General features: G+C 71.6%; 18 protein-coding genes and 1 riboswitch. Of the genes, 4 read left to right on the top strand and 14 right to left on the bottom strand.

Features of this window, described 5'->3' with window-relative positions; genetic code table 11:
* Positions 1-62 precede the first annotated feature (62 nt).
* From bioD to bioB, 3 genes are read right to left on the bottom strand one after another with little or no spacing between them, the layout of a single operon-like run.
* The gene (gene bioD, locus V4Y04_RS04425) at positions 63-779 is read right to left on the bottom strand and encodes a dethiobiotin synthase (RefSeq protein WP_332425989.1); all 717 of its coding nucleotides are present in this window, start codon (positions 777-779) and stop codon (positions 63-65) included.
* A 1-nt stretch (position 780) separates the two neighbouring features.
* Complete coding sequence (locus V4Y04_RS04420) at positions 781-2061, bottom strand: adenosylmethionine--8-amino-7-oxononanoate transaminase (RefSeq protein ID WP_332425988.1); 1281 nt, start codon at positions 2059-2061, stop codon at positions 781-783.
* Positions 2054-3325 (bottom strand): biotin synthase BioB, encoded by a 1272-nt coding sequence (bioB, locus tag V4Y04_RS04415; protein WP_332425987.1) that lies wholly within the window; start codon positions 3323-3325, stop codon positions 2054-2056. The genes V4Y04_RS04420 and bioB overlap by 8 nt, the downstream gene beginning before the upstream one ends.
* 146 nt (positions 3326-3471) lie before the next feature.
* Between bioB and V4Y04_RS04410 the strand changes: the two genes are divergently transcribed.
* Positions 3472-4599: an 8-amino-7-oxononanoate synthase gene (locus V4Y04_RS04410; protein WP_332425986.1), complete on the top strand. Its 1128-nt coding sequence runs from the start codon at positions 3472-3474 to the stop codon at positions 4597-4599.
* A 67-nt stretch (positions 4600-4666) separates the two neighbouring features.
* On the opposite strand, the gene V4Y04_RS04405 is transcribed toward V4Y04_RS04410, so the two are convergent.
* Both V4Y04_RS04405 and V4Y04_RS04400 read right to left on the bottom strand, forming a co-directional pair.
* Positions 4667-4891, bottom strand: coding sequence for a DUF397 domain-containing protein (locus V4Y04_RS04405; protein ID WP_326751481.1), 225 nt, complete (start codon positions 4889-4891; stop codon positions 4667-4669).
* A gap of 9 nt (positions 4892-4900) precedes the next feature.
* Positions 4901-5761 carry a helix-turn-helix domain-containing protein gene (locus tag V4Y04_RS04400; RefSeq protein ID WP_332425985.1) on the bottom strand — a complete coding sequence of 287 codons (861 nt, stop codon included), beginning with the start codon at positions 5759-5761 and terminating at the stop codon, positions 4901-4903.
* 212 nt (positions 5762-5973) lie between these two features.
* On the opposite strand from V4Y04_RS04400, the gene V4Y04_RS04395 reads away from it, so the two are divergent.
* Positions 5974-6441, top strand: a complete 468-nt coding sequence (locus V4Y04_RS04395; RefSeq protein WP_332425984.1) for an ATP-binding protein — start codon at positions 5974-5976, stop codon at positions 6439-6441.
* 187 nt (positions 6442-6628) lie between these two features.
* Here V4Y04_RS04395 and V4Y04_RS04390 read toward each other — a convergent pair whose 3' ends face one another.
* The 3 genes from V4Y04_RS04390 to V4Y04_RS04380 all read right to left on the bottom strand — a co-directional run bounded on the left by V4Y04_RS04390 (position 6629) and on the right by V4Y04_RS04380 (position 8603).
* Positions 6629-7102 (bottom strand): C40 family peptidase, encoded by a 474-nt coding sequence (locus V4Y04_RS04390; protein WP_332425983.1) that lies wholly within the window; start codon positions 7100-7102, stop codon positions 6629-6631.
* Positions 7103-7105: 3 nt separating this feature from the next.
* A riboswitch (cyclic di-AMP (ydaO/yuaA leader) is annotated at positions 7106-7319 on the bottom strand.
* A 332-nt stretch (positions 7320-7651) separates the two neighbouring features.
* Positions 7652-7960 carry a hypothetical protein gene (locus V4Y04_RS04385; protein ID WP_332425982.1) on the bottom strand — a complete coding sequence of 103 codons (309 nt, stop codon included), beginning with the start codon at positions 7958-7960 and terminating at the stop codon, positions 7652-7654.
* A gap of 7 nt (positions 7961-7967) precedes the next feature.
* Positions 7968-8603, bottom strand: a complete 636-nt coding sequence (locus V4Y04_RS04380; RefSeq protein WP_332425981.1) for an ATP-dependent Clp protease proteolytic subunit — start codon at positions 8601-8603, stop codon at positions 7968-7970.
* A gap of 91 nt (positions 8604-8694) precedes the next feature.
* On the opposite strand from V4Y04_RS04380, the gene V4Y04_RS04375 reads away from it, so the two are divergent.
* A complete protein-coding gene (locus V4Y04_RS04375; protein ID WP_332425980.1) occupies positions 8695-8991 on the top strand; it encodes a type II toxin-antitoxin system Phd/YefM family antitoxin in 297 nt (98 codons plus the stop codon).
* 168 nt (positions 8992-9159) lie between these two features.
* Here V4Y04_RS04375 and V4Y04_RS04370 read toward each other — a convergent pair whose 3' ends face one another.
* A complete protein-coding gene (locus V4Y04_RS04370; protein WP_332425979.1) occupies positions 9160-9885 on the bottom strand; it encodes a lysophospholipid acyltransferase family protein in 726 nt (241 codons plus the stop codon).
* 322 nt (positions 9886-10207) lie between these two features.
* On the opposite strand from V4Y04_RS04370, the gene V4Y04_RS04365 reads away from it, so the two are divergent.
* Positions 10208-10666: an RpiB/LacA/LacB family sugar-phosphate isomerase gene (locus V4Y04_RS04365; RefSeq protein WP_332425978.1), complete on the top strand. Its 459-nt coding sequence runs from the start codon at positions 10208-10210 to the stop codon at positions 10664-10666.
* A 31-nt stretch (positions 10667-10697) separates the two neighbouring features.
* Here V4Y04_RS04365 and V4Y04_RS04360 read toward each other — a convergent pair whose 3' ends face one another.
* From V4Y04_RS04360 to V4Y04_RS04340, 5 genes are all read right to left on the bottom strand, one after another.
* Positions 10698-11927, bottom strand: coding sequence for a PP2C family protein-serine/threonine phosphatase (locus V4Y04_RS04360; protein ID WP_332425977.1), 1230 nt, complete (start codon positions 11925-11927; stop codon positions 10698-10700).
* A gap of 98 nt (positions 11928-12025) precedes the next feature.
* Positions 12026-14485, bottom strand: coding sequence for a SpoIIE family protein phosphatase (locus V4Y04_RS04355; RefSeq protein WP_332432706.1), 2460 nt, complete (start codon positions 14483-14485; stop codon positions 12026-12028).
* 251 nt (positions 14486-14736) lie between these two features.
* Complete coding sequence (gene rocD, locus V4Y04_RS04350; RefSeq protein ID WP_332425976.1) at positions 14737-15963, bottom strand: ornithine--oxo-acid transaminase; 1227 nt, start codon at positions 15961-15963, stop codon at positions 14737-14739.
* The gene (ddaH, locus tag V4Y04_RS04345; protein WP_332425975.1) at positions 15960-16772 is read right to left on the bottom strand and encodes a dimethylargininase; all 813 of its coding nucleotides are present in this window, start codon (positions 16770-16772) and stop codon (positions 15960-15962) included. Before ddaH ends, rocD begins: the two co-directional genes overlap by 4 nt.
* 164 nt (positions 16773-16936) lie before the next feature.
* Positions 16937-17419, bottom strand: a complete 483-nt coding sequence (locus V4Y04_RS04340) for an Lrp/AsnC family transcriptional regulator (protein ID WP_257853230.1) — start codon at positions 17417-17419, stop codon at positions 16937-16939.
* Positions 17420-17521 lie beyond the last annotated feature (102 nt).

Below are 17521 nucleotides of genomic sequence, written 5' to 3'. Positions count from 1 at the left end.
CGGTGCCCCCCTTGCCGCTGCCTGAGCAGCCGGAGCCCGGAACACCGGGGCCGCGCGGGAGATCAGCCGGCCTCCCGTCCCCGGAACTCCGCCACGTCCCACGTGCCGTCCAGCCGCGGCGCCAGCCATCGTGGCGCCGACGCGCGGAAGCAGGCCGGCGGCAGGCCTGCCGCACCGGCCGGCACCGCGCCCAGTAGCGGCGCCCCCGTCACCTCCGGCAGATCCCGCACGTTGCAGCGCGCGGCCAGACCCGCCTCGGCGGGCCAGCTGCCGATCACCACTCCCGCCGGGTCGAGCCCGCGCGAGCGCAGTTCACGGGACGTCAGCTCCGTCACGTTCAGGGTGCCGAGGCCCGCCGCCGCCACCACGAGCACCGGCGCCGACAACAGCGCCGCCGCGTCCGCCAGCGTTCCGCCGTCCTCGTCGAACCGGACGAGCAGCCCGCCCGCGCCCTCCACGAGCACCAGATCGTGCTCGGCGGCCAGCTTGGCGGCGGTCTCGGCCACCTCGTGCGGACGCACCGGCGCCCGGCCCGCCCGCCGTGCGGCGGTGGCGGGCGCCAGCGGGTCCGGATACCGGGCGAGTTCGGCGGTCGTGACGGCCCCGGCGAGCCGTGCGACCTCCTCGGCGTCCCCGGGTTCGTCCGGCCGCACCCCGGTCTGCGCCGCCTTCAGCACGGCCACCGACCGTCCGGCCGCCAGCGCCGTCGCGGCGACCGCGGCCGTCACCACCGTTTTGCCGACCTCGGTGCCCGTGCCCGTGATCACCAGTACCGGCATGTCATCCCTCCTCGGCCGCCGCGCACACCGCGTCCGCGATCCGGGCCACGTCCGGGTCACCGGTGATGTACGGCGGCATGGTGTAGACGAGGTCGCGGAACGGCCGCAGCCACACACCCCGGCGCACCGCCGCGCGTGTGGCCGCCTCCATGTCCACGTCGTGATCGAGCTGGACGACGCCGATGGCGCCGAGGACCCGCACGTCACGGACGCCCGGCAGACCGGCCGCCGGCGCCAGTCCCTCCCGCAGGCCCGACTCGATGCGTTTGATCTCCGCGAGCCAGTCCTGCCCGAGCAGCAGTTCGATCGAGGCGCAGGCCACGGCGGCCGCCAGCGGATTGCCCATGAACGTCGGACCGTGCGCCAGCACCGGTACCTCGCCGCGCGAGATGCCGTCGGCCACGCGCGCGGTGCACAGCGTCGCCGCCAGAGTCAGATAGCCGCCGGTCAGCGCCTTGCCCACGCACATCACATCGGGCGTCACCGCCGCGTGCCCGGCCGCGAACAGCGCGCCCGTACGCCCGAACCCGGTCGCGATCTCGTCGAACACCAGCAGCACGCCGTGCGCGTCGCACGCCTCGCGCAGCACCCGCAGATACGCGGGGGAGTGGAAGCGCATGCCGCCCGCGCCCTGCACCACCGGCTCCACGATCACGGCCGCCAGTTCCCCGGCATGCCGCCCGATCAGCTCCCACAGGTGCTCGGCGTACGACTCCTCGTACGCGGCCGGCGGGGCCTCGGCGAACACCTGCTCCGGGAGCACCCCGGCCCACAGCTCGTGCATCCCGCCCTCGGGATCGCAGACCGACATCGGCTGCCAGGTGTCGCCGTGGTAGCCGCCCCGCCACGTCAGCAACCGCCGCTTCTCGGGCCGCCCGAGCGAACGCCAGTACTGCAGGCACATCTTGACGGCCACCTCGACCGACACCGAGCCCGAGTCGGCGAGGAAGACATGCTCGAGGCCGTCGGGTGACATGTCGACAAGGAGCTTCGCCAGCCGGACGGCGGGCTCGTGCGTGAGCCCGCCGAACATCACATGGCTCATCCGCCCGAGCTGGTCGCGCGCGGCCTCGTTCAGCACCGGGTGGTTGTAGCCGTGGATCGCCGACCACCAGGACGACATCCCGTCGACCAGCTCGCCCGAGCCGTCGGCGAGCCTCAGCCGGACCCCGCTCGCCGATTCCACGACGAGCGGTTCCCCGCGGCCCGGCATGGGCCCGTACGGATGCCAGACGTGCCGCCGGTCCAGCTCGAGCAGTTCGGGTACGGACCACTCAGGCATTGGGCGCGAGATCCGTTCCGGTACCCCGCCGGCGGACGGCGACGAGATCGGTACGCGGCCCGTCGGCCGGGCCTGCCCTCTCTGTGACCGCCCCCGGGCCCGAGGACCCCTCCGTCTCTGCGCCTGCGCCCACGCCCGAGGACGCCTCCGCGCCCCCGCACACCCCCGCGCCGGAGGACGTCGACCCGCACCCGCCGCCGTCCCCGTGGGACCCGCACCCGCCGCCGTTCTTGTGGGACCCGCACCCGCCCGTGCCCGCCGCCCGGTGTTTTGGCAGTGTCACCCGGTCGGTGCCCTCCACCTCGAACCCGGCGTCCGCGATCATCTCCAGGTCGGCCCGGCCCGCCTGGCCCTCGCTGGTGAGGTAGTCCCCGAGGAAGATCGAGTTGGCCAGGTGCAGCGCGAGCGGCTGCATGGTACGCAGATGCACCTCCCGGCCACCCGCGATCCGCACCTCGACGTCCGGGCACACGAACCGCACCATCGCCAGGATCCTCAGGCACCGCTGCGGGCTGAGGTTCCATTCCTTCGCGAGCGGCGTGCCCTCGAACGGGATCAGGAAGTTCACCGGCACCGAGTCCGGGTCCAGCTCGCGCAGTGCGAAGACCACGTCGACCAGGTCCGCGTCGCTCTCACCCATGCCGGCGATCAGACCGGAACAGGCGGACAGACCGGCCGCGTGCGCCTTGTGCACGGTGTCCACCCGGTCGGCGTACGTATGGGTGGTGGTGATGTCCCCGTAGGTGGCCTCGGAGGTGTTGAGGTTGTGGTTGTAGGCGTCCGCGCCCGCCTCGCGCAGCCGCTCCGCCTGCCCCTCGGAGAGCAGTCCGAGGCAGGCGCACACCTCGACGCCCTCGTTGCCCTCCTTGATCGCCCTGATCGTGTCGGAGACACGGTCCACGTCACGGTCGGTCGGACCGCGGCCGCTGGCCACCAGGCACACCCGTTTGGCGCCGCCCGCCAGTCCGGCCGCGGCCGCCTGCGAGGCCTGGCCGGGTTTGAGCCAGGTGTACTTCAGGATGTCGGCCTTCGAACCGAGCCGCTGGGAACAGTAGGAGCAGTCCTCCGGGCACAGGCCGGACTTGAGGTTGACCAGATAGTTGAGTTTCACCCGCCGCCCGAACCAGTGCCGCCGCACCTTTCCGGCCGCGGCCACCACATCGAGCAGATCGTCGTCGGACGTCCCGAGGACGGCCAGCGCTTCCTCACGGGTCGGCGTCTCGCGCCGCAGCCCCTTGTCCACCAGCGTGTTCAGCAGGTCCATGAAAGCCGATCCTGTCCTATTCGGCCGCCCCGGCCAAGGACGGTTCGTACAACAGAGGCGCTGTCGGCTGTGGGCATGGCCACACTGTGGTCCGGAGGCCGCCCCGCTACTGTCTGTTCATTGCCTGCAAAATCACCGGAGGACCCATGGCGTTCGGCTGGATCGACGAGCAGGCGGAGCTGCGCCGCCGGGCCGGGCTCGTACGGACGCTGCGCCCGCGGGCCGCCGACGCGCCGCTCCTGGACCTGGCGAGCAACGACTACCTGGGCCTCGCCCGTCACCCGGAAGTGGCCGAGGGCGCGGCGCGGGCCGCGCGGACCTGGGGCGGCGGGGCCACCGGGTCCCGGCTCGTCACCGGCACCACCGAGCTGCACACCGAGCTGGAACGCGAACTGGCCGACTTCTGCGGCTTCGAGGCGGCCCTCGTCCTCTCCTCCGGATACGCGGCCAACCTCGCGGCCGTCACCGCGCTCGCCCCGCACGGCGCCCTGATCGTGTCCGACGCGGGCAACCACGCCTCCCTGATCGACGGCTGCCGGCTGGCCCGGGGCAGGACGCAGGTCGTGGCGCACGCCGAACCGGATGCTGTGCGCAAGGCGCTGAGCGGGCACGACGGAGCCGCCGTGGCCGTGTCCGACACGGTCTTCTCGGTCGACGGGGACGCCGCTCCGCTCGCCGCGCTGGCGGGGGCGTGCCGTGAGCACGGCGCGGGACTGGTGCTCGACGACGCCCACGGCCTCGGGGTGCTCGGTGACGGCGGACGCGGCGCCCCGCACGCGGCGGGGCTCGCCGGCGCCGAGGACGTCGTGGTGACGCTCACGCTGTCCAAGTCGCTCGGCAGCCAGGGCGGAGCGGTGCTCGGCCCGGCGCGGGTCGTCGAGCATCTGGTCAACACGGCCCGGACGTTCATCTTCGACACGGGCCTGGCACCGGCGGCCGCGGGAGCCGCGCTCGCGGCCCTGCGGTTGTTGCGCCGCGAACCCGGACGTGCGGCGCGGGCGGGCGCGGTGGCGCGCGACCTGCACCACCGGCTGACGGCCGCGGGCCTCGAAGCCGTACGTCCCGACGCCGCGGTCGTCTCGGTGCGTGCCCCGTCCCCGGAGCAGGCCGTGCGATGGGCGGCCGACTGCCGGGCGGCCGGCCTGTCCGTGGGCTGCTTCCGCCCTCCTTCCGTGCCCGACGGCATCTCACGGCTCAGACTGACCGCCCGCGCGGACCTGTCCGGGGCCGAGATCGAACGCGCTGTACAGGTGATCGGCGACACGCGGCCATGAGTCGGCGGGACACGGCCGTGAGTCGCCCGATGACGAACGGTCGGGTGGGTGCCGGCGGACCGGTGGGTCAGTGAACCGCGGCCACGAACTCCGCCCAGCTCCCGGGGGAGATGAGCAGCGCGGGTCCGGCCGGGTTCTTGGAATCGCGCACGGCGAGCAGTCCGGCTCCGGGGCCGAAGGCCGGCCGGGCCGTCTCCACGCAGTTGTTCGCGCCCGTGCTGTAGCTGCTGCGCAGCCACCGCACACCGTGCAGATCGGTGCTGGAGGGAAGGGTCCGAGGCGGAGCGGGCATCGTGCCTCCTTACACGCCGGCAGCTGTCCCGGCGATGAAATCCAACGAGTCCTCTGGCGAAAGGGCGTGGACCGAGAGGGCGTTGAAAGCCTCCGAGTACGCCCGGAGGTCTTCTTTCCACTCCAGATAGAGGCTACTCGTCAAGTGGTCGAGAACTACAACATCCAGATCAGAAGTGCGCGAAAATGAGAAGATTACGAAAGGCCCGGTGACGCCGATGTGCGCCCCGGCTGTGAACGGCAGTACCTGGAGCCTTACTTGGGGGAGGCGCGCCGCTTCCACCAGCCGTTCCAGCTGACGGGTCATGACGCCGGGACCGCCGACCTGCCGTCGCAGCACCGCCTCGTCCAGGACCGCGCTCAACTCCAGCGGCGGATCCGCCCGCAGGACGTCCTGCCTGGCCAGCCGCACCTCCACCAGCGTGTCCAGCCGCTCCTCGGAGACGCCCTCCAATGCGGCCTCGGTCACCGCCCGCGCGTACTCGGGTGTCTGCAGCAGTCCGGGAACCACCGTGGTCTCCAGGGTCCGCATGGCGCCGGCCTGGGACTCCAGGCTGATGAAGTCCCGGTAGGTGGGCGGCAGCACCCCGCGGTACGCATGCCACCAGTGGTGCCGTCCGCCGTTGTCGTCGGATCCCGCCAGCACCAGCAGCAACTCCCTCAACTGGGCATCGGCCAGGCCGTAGGCGTCGAGCAGTAACCGCACATCGGCCGGTTTCACTCCGCTCGTGCCCGTCTCGATGCGGCTCACCTTCGACTGGTGCCAGCCCACCAGCCGGGCCGCCTCCCCACTGGTGAACCCTGCCGACGTGCGCAGCGAGCGCAGTTCGGCGCCCAGTTTCCGGCGGCGTACCGCGGGACCGTGCTGCATGGCTTCCCCTCTTACTCCCTCGGGGCCACCCAAATACGGTTTCCCGTCGCAGAGTTCACCGCTTTGAGCGACAGATATATGCATATCCTGGCCGTATCGTCGCCGACGGCCTGTGGTGATGGCAGTCTGGCGACGAAGCACCAGTGCGGGACCGTACTCGAATCAGCCGCTCCGTGTCGGACTGCGGTCCCGTGGAAAGGGACGACATCGCCATGGCAGACCATCTGGAAGCATCCATCACTCTGCCGAGCGATCCCGCCTCGGTCTCCGCGGCCCGCGCCCATGTGGTGGGCACGCTGGCGGAGTGGGGCATGCCGGAGGACACGGAAGTGTCCGACACCATCCGGCTGATCGTGTCCGAACTCGCGACCAACGCCGTGCAGCACACCCTGGGGCAGTCACCCACGTTCACCGTGGACCTCGTCCTCGACCGGCACGACCAGCTGTGCATCGGGGTCACCGACAGCCACCCGAGGTTCCCCAAGCGGCTCCCCGCCGCGGTCCAGCAGGACAACGGCCGAGGGCTGGTCATCATCCGCTGGCTGGCCGTGGAGTGCGGCGGCAGGATGAGGGTCCGCCCCACCAGGGAGGGCGGGAAGACCGTCTCCGTCGTCCTCCCGTGGGCCGTTCCCGCCGAGCCGGCCACGGCGGTCGAAGTGGCAGGACAGCAGGAACCGTAGGGGGTCGCGACAGGAACGGGGCGAGGGCGGGAAGAGGGGCGGGCGGAGGTGGAAGAAGCGAAAAGAGGACCTGCTCACCCGTTCGGGCGATACGCAGATCCTCGAGCCGCCGCACCGGTGTGTTGCCCGGGCGTCGTTCGGCGCGTTGGGCGGGGCGGCGGCAGAGGGGTGCCGCCGCCCACGCGGATCACTTCACCCGGCCGTACCAGACGCTGCGGGTCCAGATCTTCTGCAGGCGTACCACGTCCCCGGTCTTGGGCGCGTGCCAGAGTTTGCCCTGGCCCGCGTAGATGCCCACGTGGTACACGTTCTGGCCCGAGTGGAAGAAGACCAGGTCCCCCGCCTTGCGGTTCGAGGCGGAGATGTGGCGGGTCTTGTTGTACTGCTGGGACGCAGTGCGGGGCAGCTGCTTGCCCGCCTTCTTGAACGAGTAGAGGGTGAGTCCGGAGCAGTCGAAGCGGCTCGGTCCGGTGGCGCCCCACCGGTAGGGCGCGCCCTTCTTGGACGCTGCGATCTTGAGGGCCTTGGCGGCCGGAGTCGCGGCCGCCGCCTCCGAGGCGGTGCCGGGGAGGACGATCGAGCCGCCCACGGCGGCGAGGGTGAGGGCCGAGGCCGTACCGGCCCTGGCCATGAGAGACGGGACGCGATTGAGCGCGGTCATGCGCAACCCTTCGTCAGCCGCCTGTGAAGGATGACCTGTCGGATTCGGGCTGGCGAAGTTGCCCGGCCGCACGAGTGCGGCTTCACCCCAAGAGCTGCTCGGCGCGGGAATCGAACTCCCGTTCCGGCGGCCCGTATTGCTCGGGTCCTCCACTCCTGCCGATCCACTCCTGTCGACCGGTCATCCGGGCGGCGGCAGGATTCGGCGTCCGCCCGGATCGCCCCGCCGCGGCGGCGGGGTCTTGTCGTCAGTGAGCGATCTTGGCAACCGTCGGCCCGAAATCCCAATGGAACCGGGGGTTTGTGTTGTTACTCACCACTCATCCGTTCGAGTGGACAGCCTCATGTCCGGGCTGCCGTCCGGAGTGCCGAGGAGTCCCGGACCAGCATCGGAATGACCTGTTCCGGTAAGTGGCCACGCGTGGTGCGCAACTGTGACGGCCCGAAAAGGAGTCGACATATACACCGGTTGGCGGTACCCCCTTTGGTCCGTTTCAACTCCGGTGCGGACGTGCCGCCGACGCCGTCCCCGGCCGGACCGGTACAGGCGTCAGCTGTCGGAGCCCGGCGGCAGCGTGACCCGGGCCGTGCGCCGGTCGCCGTCCAGCACCCGCAGGGCCCGGGTCAGTGTGGCGGCGTGCAGTTCGGTCTCGCCGCGCCGGTGCATCAGGGTCAGCGCGTCGCGCAGTGCGACGGCCTTACCGACCAGCGCCTGTGCGGCGCGCAGCCCACGATAGGTGTCGCCGTCGCGGGCCGGGTTGATCCGGCCGAGCAGGTCGACGGCCTCGAGATAACAGTCGATCAACTCGGCCTCGGCGCGGGTCAGCGCGGGCAGCGGCGGCAGTTCGGGGGGCAGCATCGGTGGTTCACCTCGCGCCGGGAGTGGGGCGCGGGCTCTCGCGGTCGGCCAGGATCCGGTCGGCGAGGCCGTACTCCACTGCCGCCCGCGCGTCGAGGACGGTGTCCCGTTCGACGTCCGACCGGACCTGTTCCGGGGTGCGGTGGGTGTGCCGGACCAGCATGTCCTCGATCCGGTCCCGGATCCGCCACAGTTCCTCCGCCTGAACGGCCAGGTCGCTCGCGCTTCCCTCCGCCGGCTCCGGCGGTGCCGGCTGACGGAGCACCAGCCGCGCCCCCGGCAGGACGTACCGCTTGCCCGGCGTCCCGGCGGCCAGAAGCAGCGCGGCCGTTCCGTCGGCCCGGCCCAGGCAGACCGTCTGCACCTCGCAGGTGACGAAGCGCAGGGTGTCGTAGATCGCCGACATGGCGTGGAAGGAGCCACCGGGGGAGTTGACGTAAAGGGCGATGTCCCGGTCGGGGGCCCGGTGCTCCAGGTGCATGAACTGGGCGATCAGGTCGTTCGCGGAGGTCTCGTCGATCGGTGTCCCCAGGAGGAGGATCCGCTCCTCCAGCAGTTTGCCGTACGGATCCGCGGTCCGGTGTCCGGACGCCGTGTGTTCGGTGAACCCGGGCATGACGTGGCGGCCGAGCGGTCGGGTCATGAGCTTCTCCTCGTGGCTGCCGTCCACAGGGGCCTGCGGGCGGCTGTCTGTAAAAAATGTACAGGACGTACGTGACGTTATGATGGGGGGTATGGCCTACGAGATTCCGGTGACCCAAGCGAGGGCTGAGCTCGCCGACCTGATCAACCGTGTGGTGTACGGCGGCGAGCGCGTCGTCGTGACCCGGCACGGGAAGCCCCTCGTCGCCCTTGTTTCCGCTGATGACCTGCGCCGACTCGACCAGCTCCACGAACTCGACGAGGGCCGGGAGACCGCAGGCGAGCAGGTGATCAGCACCGTGGCCGGGGTCCATGGGGCCGTGTCCGCTCCCCGCGAACAGCAGCGCTTCGGCATCGCCGCGGAGCACCGGGGGACAGCCACGTCATAGGCCGCCCGGAGCCCCGGTGGCCCGTCACTCTCGCCTTGCCCCCGCCCTCGCGATCCACCCGGCGGACGAACAGTGAGGGGCGGCCGGACGACTCCGGCCGCCCCTCACTCGTGGGCTGCTCATGCGCTTACGGGGCCGGTGGCCTGCTCGGCCGGTCCGGCGGGCGGTTCAGCTCCGCGGCAACCGCGGGAGCCTGCGCTTCTCCGCCGCCTTGCGCTCGGCCTCCTCCGCCTTGGCGACGGCCGCGTACTGATCGACGTACTCCTGTCCGGACAGCTTCAGAACGGCGTACATGATCTCGTCGGTGATGGCACGCAGGACCGCACGCTCCTCCTCCATGCCTTCGTAGCGCGAGAAGTCGAGGGGTTTGCCGAAGCGGATCACCACGGGGTGGATGTGGGGGACGACCTTGCCGGGCGGCTGCGCCTCGAAGGTGCCGATCATCGCGCACGGAATCACCGGGATGCCGGCCTTGAGGGCCATCACCGCGACCCCGACCTTGCCCTTGTAGAGGCGTCCGTCGTGTGACCGCGTGCCCTCCGGGTAGATGCCGAGCAGCTCTCCCCTGCCCAGCACCCCGAGCCCTTCCCGGATGGCGGCCTGGCCGGCTTCCTTGCCGGAGCGGTCGACCGGGATCTGCCCCGCGCTGTGGAAGAAGAACGCCGTCAGCCGGCCCTTGATGCCGGGACCGGTGAAGTACTCGGCCTTGGCGAGGAAGGTGATGCGCCGCTTGAGGATCGTGGGCAACAGGAAGTGGTCCGAGAACGAGAGATGGTTACCGGCGACGATGGCCGCGCCGGACGACGGCACATGCTCCAGGCCCTCTATTCGAGGCCGGAAGACCAGTCTCAGCAGCGGGCCCACAAGTACGTATTTCAGCAGGTAGTAGAACAAGGGCGCGCTCCTCGACTCCGTCGGACGGGCCCAGCGGCGTGTTGCAGCAGGTCAACCGGCACGTCGTGGGGGTGTCAGTGTAGGTCGGGGCGGGACTGTCCGGCACCCTGTGCGACAGAGCCGGGAAACGGGCCGGGGCGGAGCCGCCAGACGGCTGAACGTCCGTCAGCGCACGGGCGGGCGCGGACGTGTGCCGCCGCGGTCCTCTGCCCGGGCCCGCTTCACGGACGGAGCGCCCCGAGTGAGCTCTTTCCCCAAGCTCTCGACTTCTCCCCCACTCTCGTCTTCGCTCGAGCGGGGGGACCCCGATCGGCTTCGTGCCATGCGGATCTCCGTCTCCTCCGACATGGACGAACCCGTGGCCCGAGCCCTGTTCTGCGAACTGCGCGAGCGCGGCCCCGAGGTGCGCGTGCACGGTGCCCTGAGTGCCGGGAACGATATGGGGTGGGCGTTCTGCTCGGAGGCGGCCGCCCGCGACGTCGCCGACGGGACCGTGTACCAGGCGGTGGTGTGCTGCTGGACCGGCACGGGTGCCTCGATCGCGGCCGACAAGGTGCCGGGCGTACGGGCGGCCCTGTGCACGGACGCCTGCACGGCGGACGGCGTGCGCCGCTGGAACGACGCCGACGTGCCGGCGCCCGGCCTGCGGCTGGCGTACGGGCCGTTGCCGAAGGAGATCCTCGACGCCTGGTTCGCCCCGGTGTCCGGTCGGGACGAGGAGGAGCGGCGCAACGTGGACCGGCCGGCCCGGCTCGACGGCGCACGGCCCGCCACCGGCTGATCGGTCCCGTTCCCGGACGCGGCGCGAACCGTCACAGCCGGACGACGATCAACGCGGTGTCGTCGACGGCGCCGCCGGGCGGCAGCAGCTCCAGCAGCACGGTGTCCGCCAGTGACTCCGGATCCAGTGTCCGGTGGCGGCGCAGCGACTCGGCGAGCCGGAGGAGCCCGGTGTCGATGTCCTCCCGGCGGCGCTCGACCAGACCGTCGGTGTAGAGCACAAGGGTCGACCCCGGTGTGAACGTGGTCGTCGCCTCGGGCCTCGTGGCCGGTTCGGGGAGGGCGTCGAGCGGGGGATCGGTGGCCCGGTCGAGGAACTCCACCCGTCCGTCGCGGTGGGCCAGCACGGGCGGGAGATGGCCGGCGCTGCTGTACGTGATGGTGTGCCGGTCGAAGTCGACGAAGGTGGTGACCACGGTCGCGGACTCGGCGCCGTCGACCACGTGGGCGTAGCGCCCCACGACGTCCAGGGCCTCGGCGGGTCCTGCCGCGACCCGTGAAGCGGCGGTGAGCGCGCTGCGCAGCTGGCCCATGACCCCGGCCGCCTCCAGCCCGTGCCCGACCACGTCGCCCACGGACACGCCGATGCGGTGGCCGCCCACCAGGTCGACCAGGTCGTACCAGTCCCCGCAGACGTTGAGCGCGCCCACCGCCGGTCGGTAGCGCACGGCGGCGCGGTGGTGGCCCACCTGCCGGGGGGCGGGCAGCATCGCCTCCTGCAGTACCAGCGCCACCTGCCGCTCCCGGGCGTGTGCCTGGCGCAGCCGGTTGTTGAGCTCCTGCAGTTCGCGGGCGCGTGTGTACAGCTCGGCCTCCAGGACCCGGCTCTGGTCGATGCCCGCACGGTCGCGGGCCCGCATCAGTTCGGTGACCTCCTCGACCCGGTGCACGATCAGGACCACGCTGCCGTCGCTGTCCAGCACCGGCGTGTTCACCGGGCTCCAGTAGCGTTCCTCCCACTCGCCGGGGTACTCCCGGCTCTCGACGTCGTAGCGCTGCAGGGCCATGGTGTCGCGTTCGCCGGTGGCCACGACGCGCAGCAGCGAGGCGTGCAGGTTGCGGGCGCCGGAGGAGCTGGGGTCGCCAGGGTTGTCCGGGAAGACGTCGAACAGATAGCGGCCCAGCAACTCCTCCCGGGAGAGCCCGGTGCCCTCGAGGAACGCCTCGTTGACATCGGCGTACACCAGTCCCGGGGTCAGGATCGCCACCATGCCGGGCAGCGCGTGGTACACCGCCGCGTAGTCGATCGCCGTTTGTGTCATGACCGTTGCCCCATTGTCAGAATTTCACCATTTTTCCATATGGTGGGCGAATTGAGGGTGACGGGAGGGTCGGCAGGAAACGTGCGGTGCCGGAGGTGTCAGCCGAAGAGAGGGTCGTCCGGGCCGGTCGGCGACTGCTCGGCCCAGATGACCTTTCCCTCGGGAACGAAGCGGGTGCCCCACTGCTGGGCGAGCTGCGAGACCAGCAGCAGGCCGCGCCCGCCCTCGTCCATGGCGCGGGGATGGCGCAGATGGGGTGTGGTCGCCCCGCCGTCGTACACCTCGCAGACCAGCGTGCGCTCACGGATCAGCCGCAGCCGGACGGGGCCGGTGGCATACCGGATGGCATTGGTGACCAGTTCGCTGACGATCAGCTCCGTGGTGAAGACCAGTTCGTCCAGGCCCCAGCGGCCCAGCTGCCGGGTGGCCGTCCTGCGGGCCTCGGCCACCGCGGCCGGATCCGTCGGCAGGTCCCAGAACGCCACCTGGCCGGCGTCCAGGAGCCGGGTACGGGCCAGCAGCAGCGCCACGTCGTCGTACGGGCGGGTCGGCACCAGGGTGTCCATCACCGTCCGGCACAGCGTTTCCAGCGAGGGCGCGGCCCCTTGCAGTGCCTGTCGCAACCGGTCCTGGCCGCCCGCGGTCGAACCGGTCTCCGTGTCGGTCAGCAGACCGTCGGTGTGCAGGGCGAGCGTGCTGCCCTCGGTCAGGGACAGCTCCCTCGCCTCGAACGGCGGGCCACCCACGCCGAGCGGGGGCCCCACCGGCAGCTCGACGAAGTCGGCCGTGCCGTCCGGCGACACCAGTGCGGGCGCGGGATGGCCCGCGGAGGCCATCGCACACCGGCCGTCGACCGGGTCGTAGACGACGTACAGGCAGCCGGATCCCACGGCCTGGCCGTAGGTCCCCACCAGGTCCGAGCCTTCCTCCCGCGCGGACCGCGCCACCAGGTCGTCGAGACGCGCGAGTACCTCCTCGGGCGGCAGATCCAGCGCGGCCAGGGTCCGTACGGCGGTCCGCAGCCGGCCCATCGCGGCGGCGGCGTCGATGCCGTGCCCGGGCACCTCGCCGACGATGAGGGCGACGCGGGCGCCGGGCAGCGGGATCAGGTCGTACCAGTCGCCGCCCAGACCTGTCAGCTCGTCGGCCGGGCGGTAGCACGCGGCCACCTCGACGGCTTCCTGCTCCGGGAGCCGGCGGGGCAGCAGGCTGCGCTGCAGCGCGAGCACCGCGTCCCGCTCCCTGGTATAGCGCCGGGCGTTGTCCACACAGACGGCGGCGCGGGAGACGAGGTCCTCGGCGAGGTTCAGGTCCTCCTCGAGGAAGGGGTCCCTGCGGCGCCGGAAGAACACGGTGACGCCCAGGGTGACCCCCCGGGCGCGGATCGGCACGATCATCACGCTCTGCAGCCCCAGCTCCAGGAATGTGGCCTCCCGGCGGCCGGGCGTGCTCTCGGCCCACTCCAGGGCGAGCGGGTCGAGCTGCTCCTGACGCCAGGACCGGCCCGTGGCCAGACAGCGGACCGGCGGCGAACCGGGCAGATAGGAGACCGGTGTGCCGATGTCCTGGACCGTGCGCGGCAGGTCCTCGTGGACCGACCGGTGGCCCGCGCGGCACAAGGGCACCTTGTCCGTCCCCGCGAGCGGTCCCGGCGGGAGCTCGGCGCCCCGCAGCACCGTCTCCAGAAGGTCCACGGTCACGAAGTCCGCGAGCTCCGGAACGGCGACGTCGGCCAGCTCTTGTGCGGTGTGCATGACATCCAGGGTGCGTCCGATGTGCCGGCCGGCCCGGTCGAGCAGCGCGAGGCGTCGGCGCGCGCGGTGCCGATCGGTGATGTCGACGACGCTGTAGTAGACGCCCGTCGGACGGCCCCGGTCGTCGTCGAGCCGGGTGAACGACAGCATGTACGCGGTTTCCCGCAGCGGTGCCGAACGGGCCTGACCGACCTGCTCGAAGCCGGTCACCGACTCGCCGGTTTCCAGGACGTGGCGCATCTGCGCCTCGACGGGTCCGGCGTCCAGGCCGGGCTGGACATCGGTGAACCGCAGCCCCAGCCGCCGCTGGGAGGGACCGCCGCCGAACTGCTCGAGCGCGGGGTTCGACCACACGTATCGCAGGTCCGTGTCCACGATCGCGAGCCCGATCGCCGATCCGGCGACCATCTGCTCCAGCATCGTGCGGCTCATGTCCCAGCCGGGGGAGCCGGCCGGCTCCGACAACAGCACCAGCAGAGACGAGCGGCCCCGCGGCTTCACGGTCCGCAGCACCCTGACCATGACGGGGACCGGATGCCCGTCCCGGTGCCGGGCCGTCATCAGGCCCGCCCAGCCGTCGTCGGCCCGACAGCGCTTGATTAGCTCCGGCACCCGCTCGGCGTTCTCGGCGGTCAGCAGATCGGACAGCTTCCCGCCCACCGCCTCGGTCGCCGTATACCCCAGCAGCCGCTCGGCCGGACCGGTCCAGCTCGTCACCACGCCCTGCAAATCGAGCAGCAGGGGGGCGGCATCGGCCACGTCGAACCCCTGCCGGGCAACGCCCTGCTCCCCGTGTCCGCTCACGTGTCCGCCCACGGCCGACCTCATCCGTCGCTGGGAGTGGTCCTCCACCTCTTGACCCCATCTTCACCCGGGAACCGGGCAGAGGGCTTCCTGGGCGAGGCCCGGACCGGCGAACCACGGGCGGACGGGCGACGGGCGGACGGACGACAGGGACCGGCCCGTCCACCCGCCCACGCGTCCACCCGCCCGTGGTTCCGCCCACCCACCCGTCTGCCACGGGCCGGGCAGAACCCGGGAACGGGACAGGAAGGTCAGCCGCCCTGGCCCAGCACCTTCCCCAGCGTCTCCAGGGCGTCCTGGAGCTCCTCGCCCCGGACGGTGAGCGGCGGGGCCAGCCGGATGGTGGACCCGTGGGTGTCCTTGACCAGGACTCCCTCCCGCATCAGCCGCTCACTGATCTCCCGGCCGGTGCCGAGCGCGGGGTCGATGTCGACGCCCGCCCACAGTCCGCGCGAACGGAAACCGACGACGCCCCGGCCGACCAGGGACTCCAGCCCGCCACGCAGCACCACGCCCAGTTCCGCCGCCCGGCGCTGGAACTCACCCGTCTCCAGCAGCTCCACCACCGCCGTGCCGACGGCCGCGGCCAGCGGATTGCCACCGAACGTCGAACCATGCTCGCCGGGGTGCAGAACCCCGAGTACCTCGCGCCGGGCCACCACCGCCGACACCGGGACGATGCCGCCGCCCAGCGCCTTGCCGAGCAGGACCATGTCCGGGACGACCGACTCGTGGTCCACGGCGAGGGTGTGCCCCGTACGGCCGAGCCCCGACTGGATCTCGTCCGCGACGAACAGGCACCCCGCGCGGCGCGTCAGTTCCCGTACGCCCGTCAGATAGCCGTCGTCGGGGATGTTCACCCCCGCCTCGCCCTGGATCGGCTCGATCAGCACCGCCGCCGTCGTGTCGTCGACCGCCGCTTCCAGCGCCGCCAGGTCGTTGTACGGGACGACCCGGAAACCGGGGGTGAAGGGCCCGAAGCCGGCGCGGGCGGTCTCGTCCGTCGAGAAGCTGACGATGGTCGTCGTCCGGCCGTGGAAATTGTTCGCGGCGACCACGATCGTCGCCCGGCCGTCCGGGACGCCCTTCACGTCGTAGGCCCACTTGCGGGCCACCTTCACCGCGCTCTCGACCGCCTCCGCGCCGGTGTTCATGGGCAGCACCATGTCCAGCCCGGTCAGCGCCGCCAGCCGCTCGGCGAACTCGGCGAGGCGGTCGTTGTGGAAGGCGCGCGAGGTGAGCGTGATCCGGTCCAGCTGGCGGTGCGCCGCCTCGGTCAGTGCGGGATGCCGGTGGCCGAAGTTCAGCGCCGAGTAGCCGGCCAGCATGTCGAGGTAGCGGCGGCCCTCCACGTCCTCCACCCACGCGCCCTGCGCGCTCGCGACGACCACGGGCAGCGGATGGTAGTTGTGCGCGAGAACCGGCTCCTCCGCGCCGATCAGCTCGGCGGACGAACGGGTACGGGCGACAGCGGTCATGAGCGGATCTCCTGAGTGCAGCACTTGATCCCGCCGCCTGCCTTGTGGAACTCGGACAGGTCGACGGGGACGGGAACGTAGCCTCGGTCGGTGAGCTGGGCGGCGAGGCCTGTCGCCTCGGGGGAGATGAACACATGGCGCCCGTCGGAGACGGAGTTCAGGCCGAACGCCATCGCGTCCTCGCGGGTCGCGATCACCGCGTCCGGATACAGCCGGGCCAGCACCTCGCGGCTCCCCGGCGAGAACGCCTCCGGGTAGTACGCGATGTTCTCCTCGTCCAGCACGAACAGCGCCGTGTCCAGGTGGTAGAAGTACGGATCCACCAGCGTCAGGCCGATCACGGGCACCCCGAAGAACTCCTGCGCCTCGTGATGCGCCTCGCGCGTGGTGCGGAACCCGGTGCCGGCGAGGATCCAGCGCCCGGCCACGACCAGATCGCCCTCGCCCTCGCACACCGACTCGGGACGGTGGACGTCGAAGCCCTCCCCCTTGAACCAGCTCTCGTACGGCACGGACTCGGGGCGCCGTTCGGGCGCCAGGAACAGGGAGCCGAGGACGCGGCCCCCCACGACGACCGCCGCGTTCGCGGCGAAGACCATGTCGGGCAGGCCGGGTACCGGTTTCACGCTGTCCACGGTATGACCGTGGGCGCGGTAGACATCGATCAGCGCGCGCCACTGGCGCTGGGCCAGGGCGAGATCGACGGGACGGTCGGGACGCATCCAGGGGTTGATCGCGTACCGCACGTCGAAGTGTCCGGGATCGCAGACGAGGTAGCGCCGTCGGGACGGCACACGGGCATCGGTCACAGAGAGGTTCCTCCGCTTCCACGCGGTGTCATCAGGGGTATGTCCACGGTAGGGAGCGACCGGCTCGGACGACAAGGAACATGAGTTGCGCGCTCACGCAGTAATGCTGCGTGTTCCGACCGCCTCACGCACGTCTGCTGCGCCTCGCGCGGGCCCCGTGAACTCTACGGAGCCGGCTGGCTCGCGCCCGCCTCCGGACTCTCCGGAATCAGATGGGACAGCACCATCACACTGACCGTCTTGCGGATGAACGGCTCCGCGCGGATCCGCTCCAGCACCTCCTCGAAGTGCTCCACGTCCCGTGCCCGCAGATGCAGCAGCGCGTCGGCGCCCCCGGTCACCGTCATCGCCGCGGCGATCTCCGGATGGTTGCGCACCACCTCCGCCAGCCGCCGGGGCGGCGCCGCACCCTCGCAGTACACCTCGACGTACGCCTCCGTCCGCCAGCCCAGCGCCGACGGCCGCACCGTCGCCGTGAACCCGGTGATCACCCCCGTCTCGCGCAGACGGTCCACCCGGCGCTTGACCGCCGTCGACGACAGGCCGACCGCCGCGCCGATCTCGGCGAAGGACGTCCGGGCGTTCGCCATCAGCGCGGTGACGATCTGTCGGTCGAGCTCGTCGAACGGCGCGGGCCTGCTGCTCATATCCGCACTGTAACCAGCACCGGCCGGCCTTTCCCGTCGCGTGGTGACCGTCCCCGCCGTCAGGCGCGGTGACCGGTGCCGGTCGTGGCGGCGCCCGTGGCA

It is taken from the genome of Streptomyces sp. P9-A2 (assembly GCF_036634175.1).
In the GTDB taxonomy this organism is placed as follows: Bacteria; Actinomycetota; Actinomycetes; order Streptomycetales; family Streptomycetaceae; genus Streptomyces; species Streptomyces pratens.
The sequence above is the reverse complement of the archived record's forward strand: the minus strand, read 5'-3'. Positions and strand labels throughout refer to the sequence as shown.

Coding starts and splice junctions, on each gene's coding strand:
- bioD (WP_332425989.1), bottom strand. CDS start 779: ATGCCGGTACTGGTGATCACGGGCACGGGCACCGAGGTCGGCAAAACG.
- V4Y04_RS04420 (WP_332425988.1), bottom strand. CDS start 2,061: ATGCCTGAGTGGTCCGTACCCGAACTGCTCGAGCTGGACCGGCGGCAC.
- bioB (WP_332425987.1), bottom strand. CDS start 3,325: ATGGACCTGCTGAACACGCTGGTGGACAAGGGGCTGCGGCGCGAGACG.
- V4Y04_RS04410 (WP_332425986.1), top strand. CDS start 3,472: ATGGCGTTCGGCTGGATCGACGAGCAGGCGGAGCTGCGCCGCCGGGCC.
- V4Y04_RS04405 (WP_326751481.1), bottom strand. CDS start 4,891: ATGCCCGCTCCGCCTCGGACCCTTCCCTCCAGCACCGATCTGCACGGT.
- V4Y04_RS04400 (WP_332425985.1), bottom strand. CDS start 5,761: ATGCAGCACGGTCCCGCGGTACGCCGCCGGAAACTGGGCGCCGAACTG.
- V4Y04_RS04395 (WP_332425984.1), top strand. CDS start 5,974: ATGGCAGACCATCTGGAAGCATCCATCACTCTGCCGAGCGATCCCGCC.
- V4Y04_RS04390 (WP_332425983.1), bottom strand. CDS start 7,102: ATGACCGCGCTCAATCGCGTCCCGTCTCTCATGGCCAGGGCCGGTACG.
- V4Y04_RS04385 (WP_332425982.1), bottom strand. CDS start 7,960: ATGCTGCCCCCCGAACTGCCGCCGCTGCCCGCGCTGACCCGCGCCGAG.
- V4Y04_RS04380 (WP_332425981.1), bottom strand. CDS start 8,603: ATGACCCGACCGCTCGGCCGCCACGTCATGCCCGGGTTCACCGAACAC.
- V4Y04_RS04375 (WP_332425980.1), top strand. CDS start 8,695: ATGGCCTACGAGATTCCGGTGACCCAAGCGAGGGCTGAGCTCGCCGAC.
- V4Y04_RS04365 (WP_332425978.1), top strand. CDS start 10,208: ATGCGGATCTCCGTCTCCTCCGACATGGACGAACCCGTGGCCCGAGCC.
- V4Y04_RS04360 (WP_332425977.1), bottom strand. CDS start 11,927: ATGACACAAACGGCGATCGACTACGCGGCGGTGTACCACGCGCTGCCC.
- rocD (WP_332425976.1), bottom strand. CDS start 15,963: ATGACCGCTGTCGCCCGTACCCGTTCGTCCGCCGAGCTGATCGGCGCG.
- V4Y04_RS04340 (WP_257853230.1), bottom strand. CDS start 17,419: ATGAGCAGCAGGCCCGCGCCGTTCGACGAGCTCGACCGACAGATCGTC.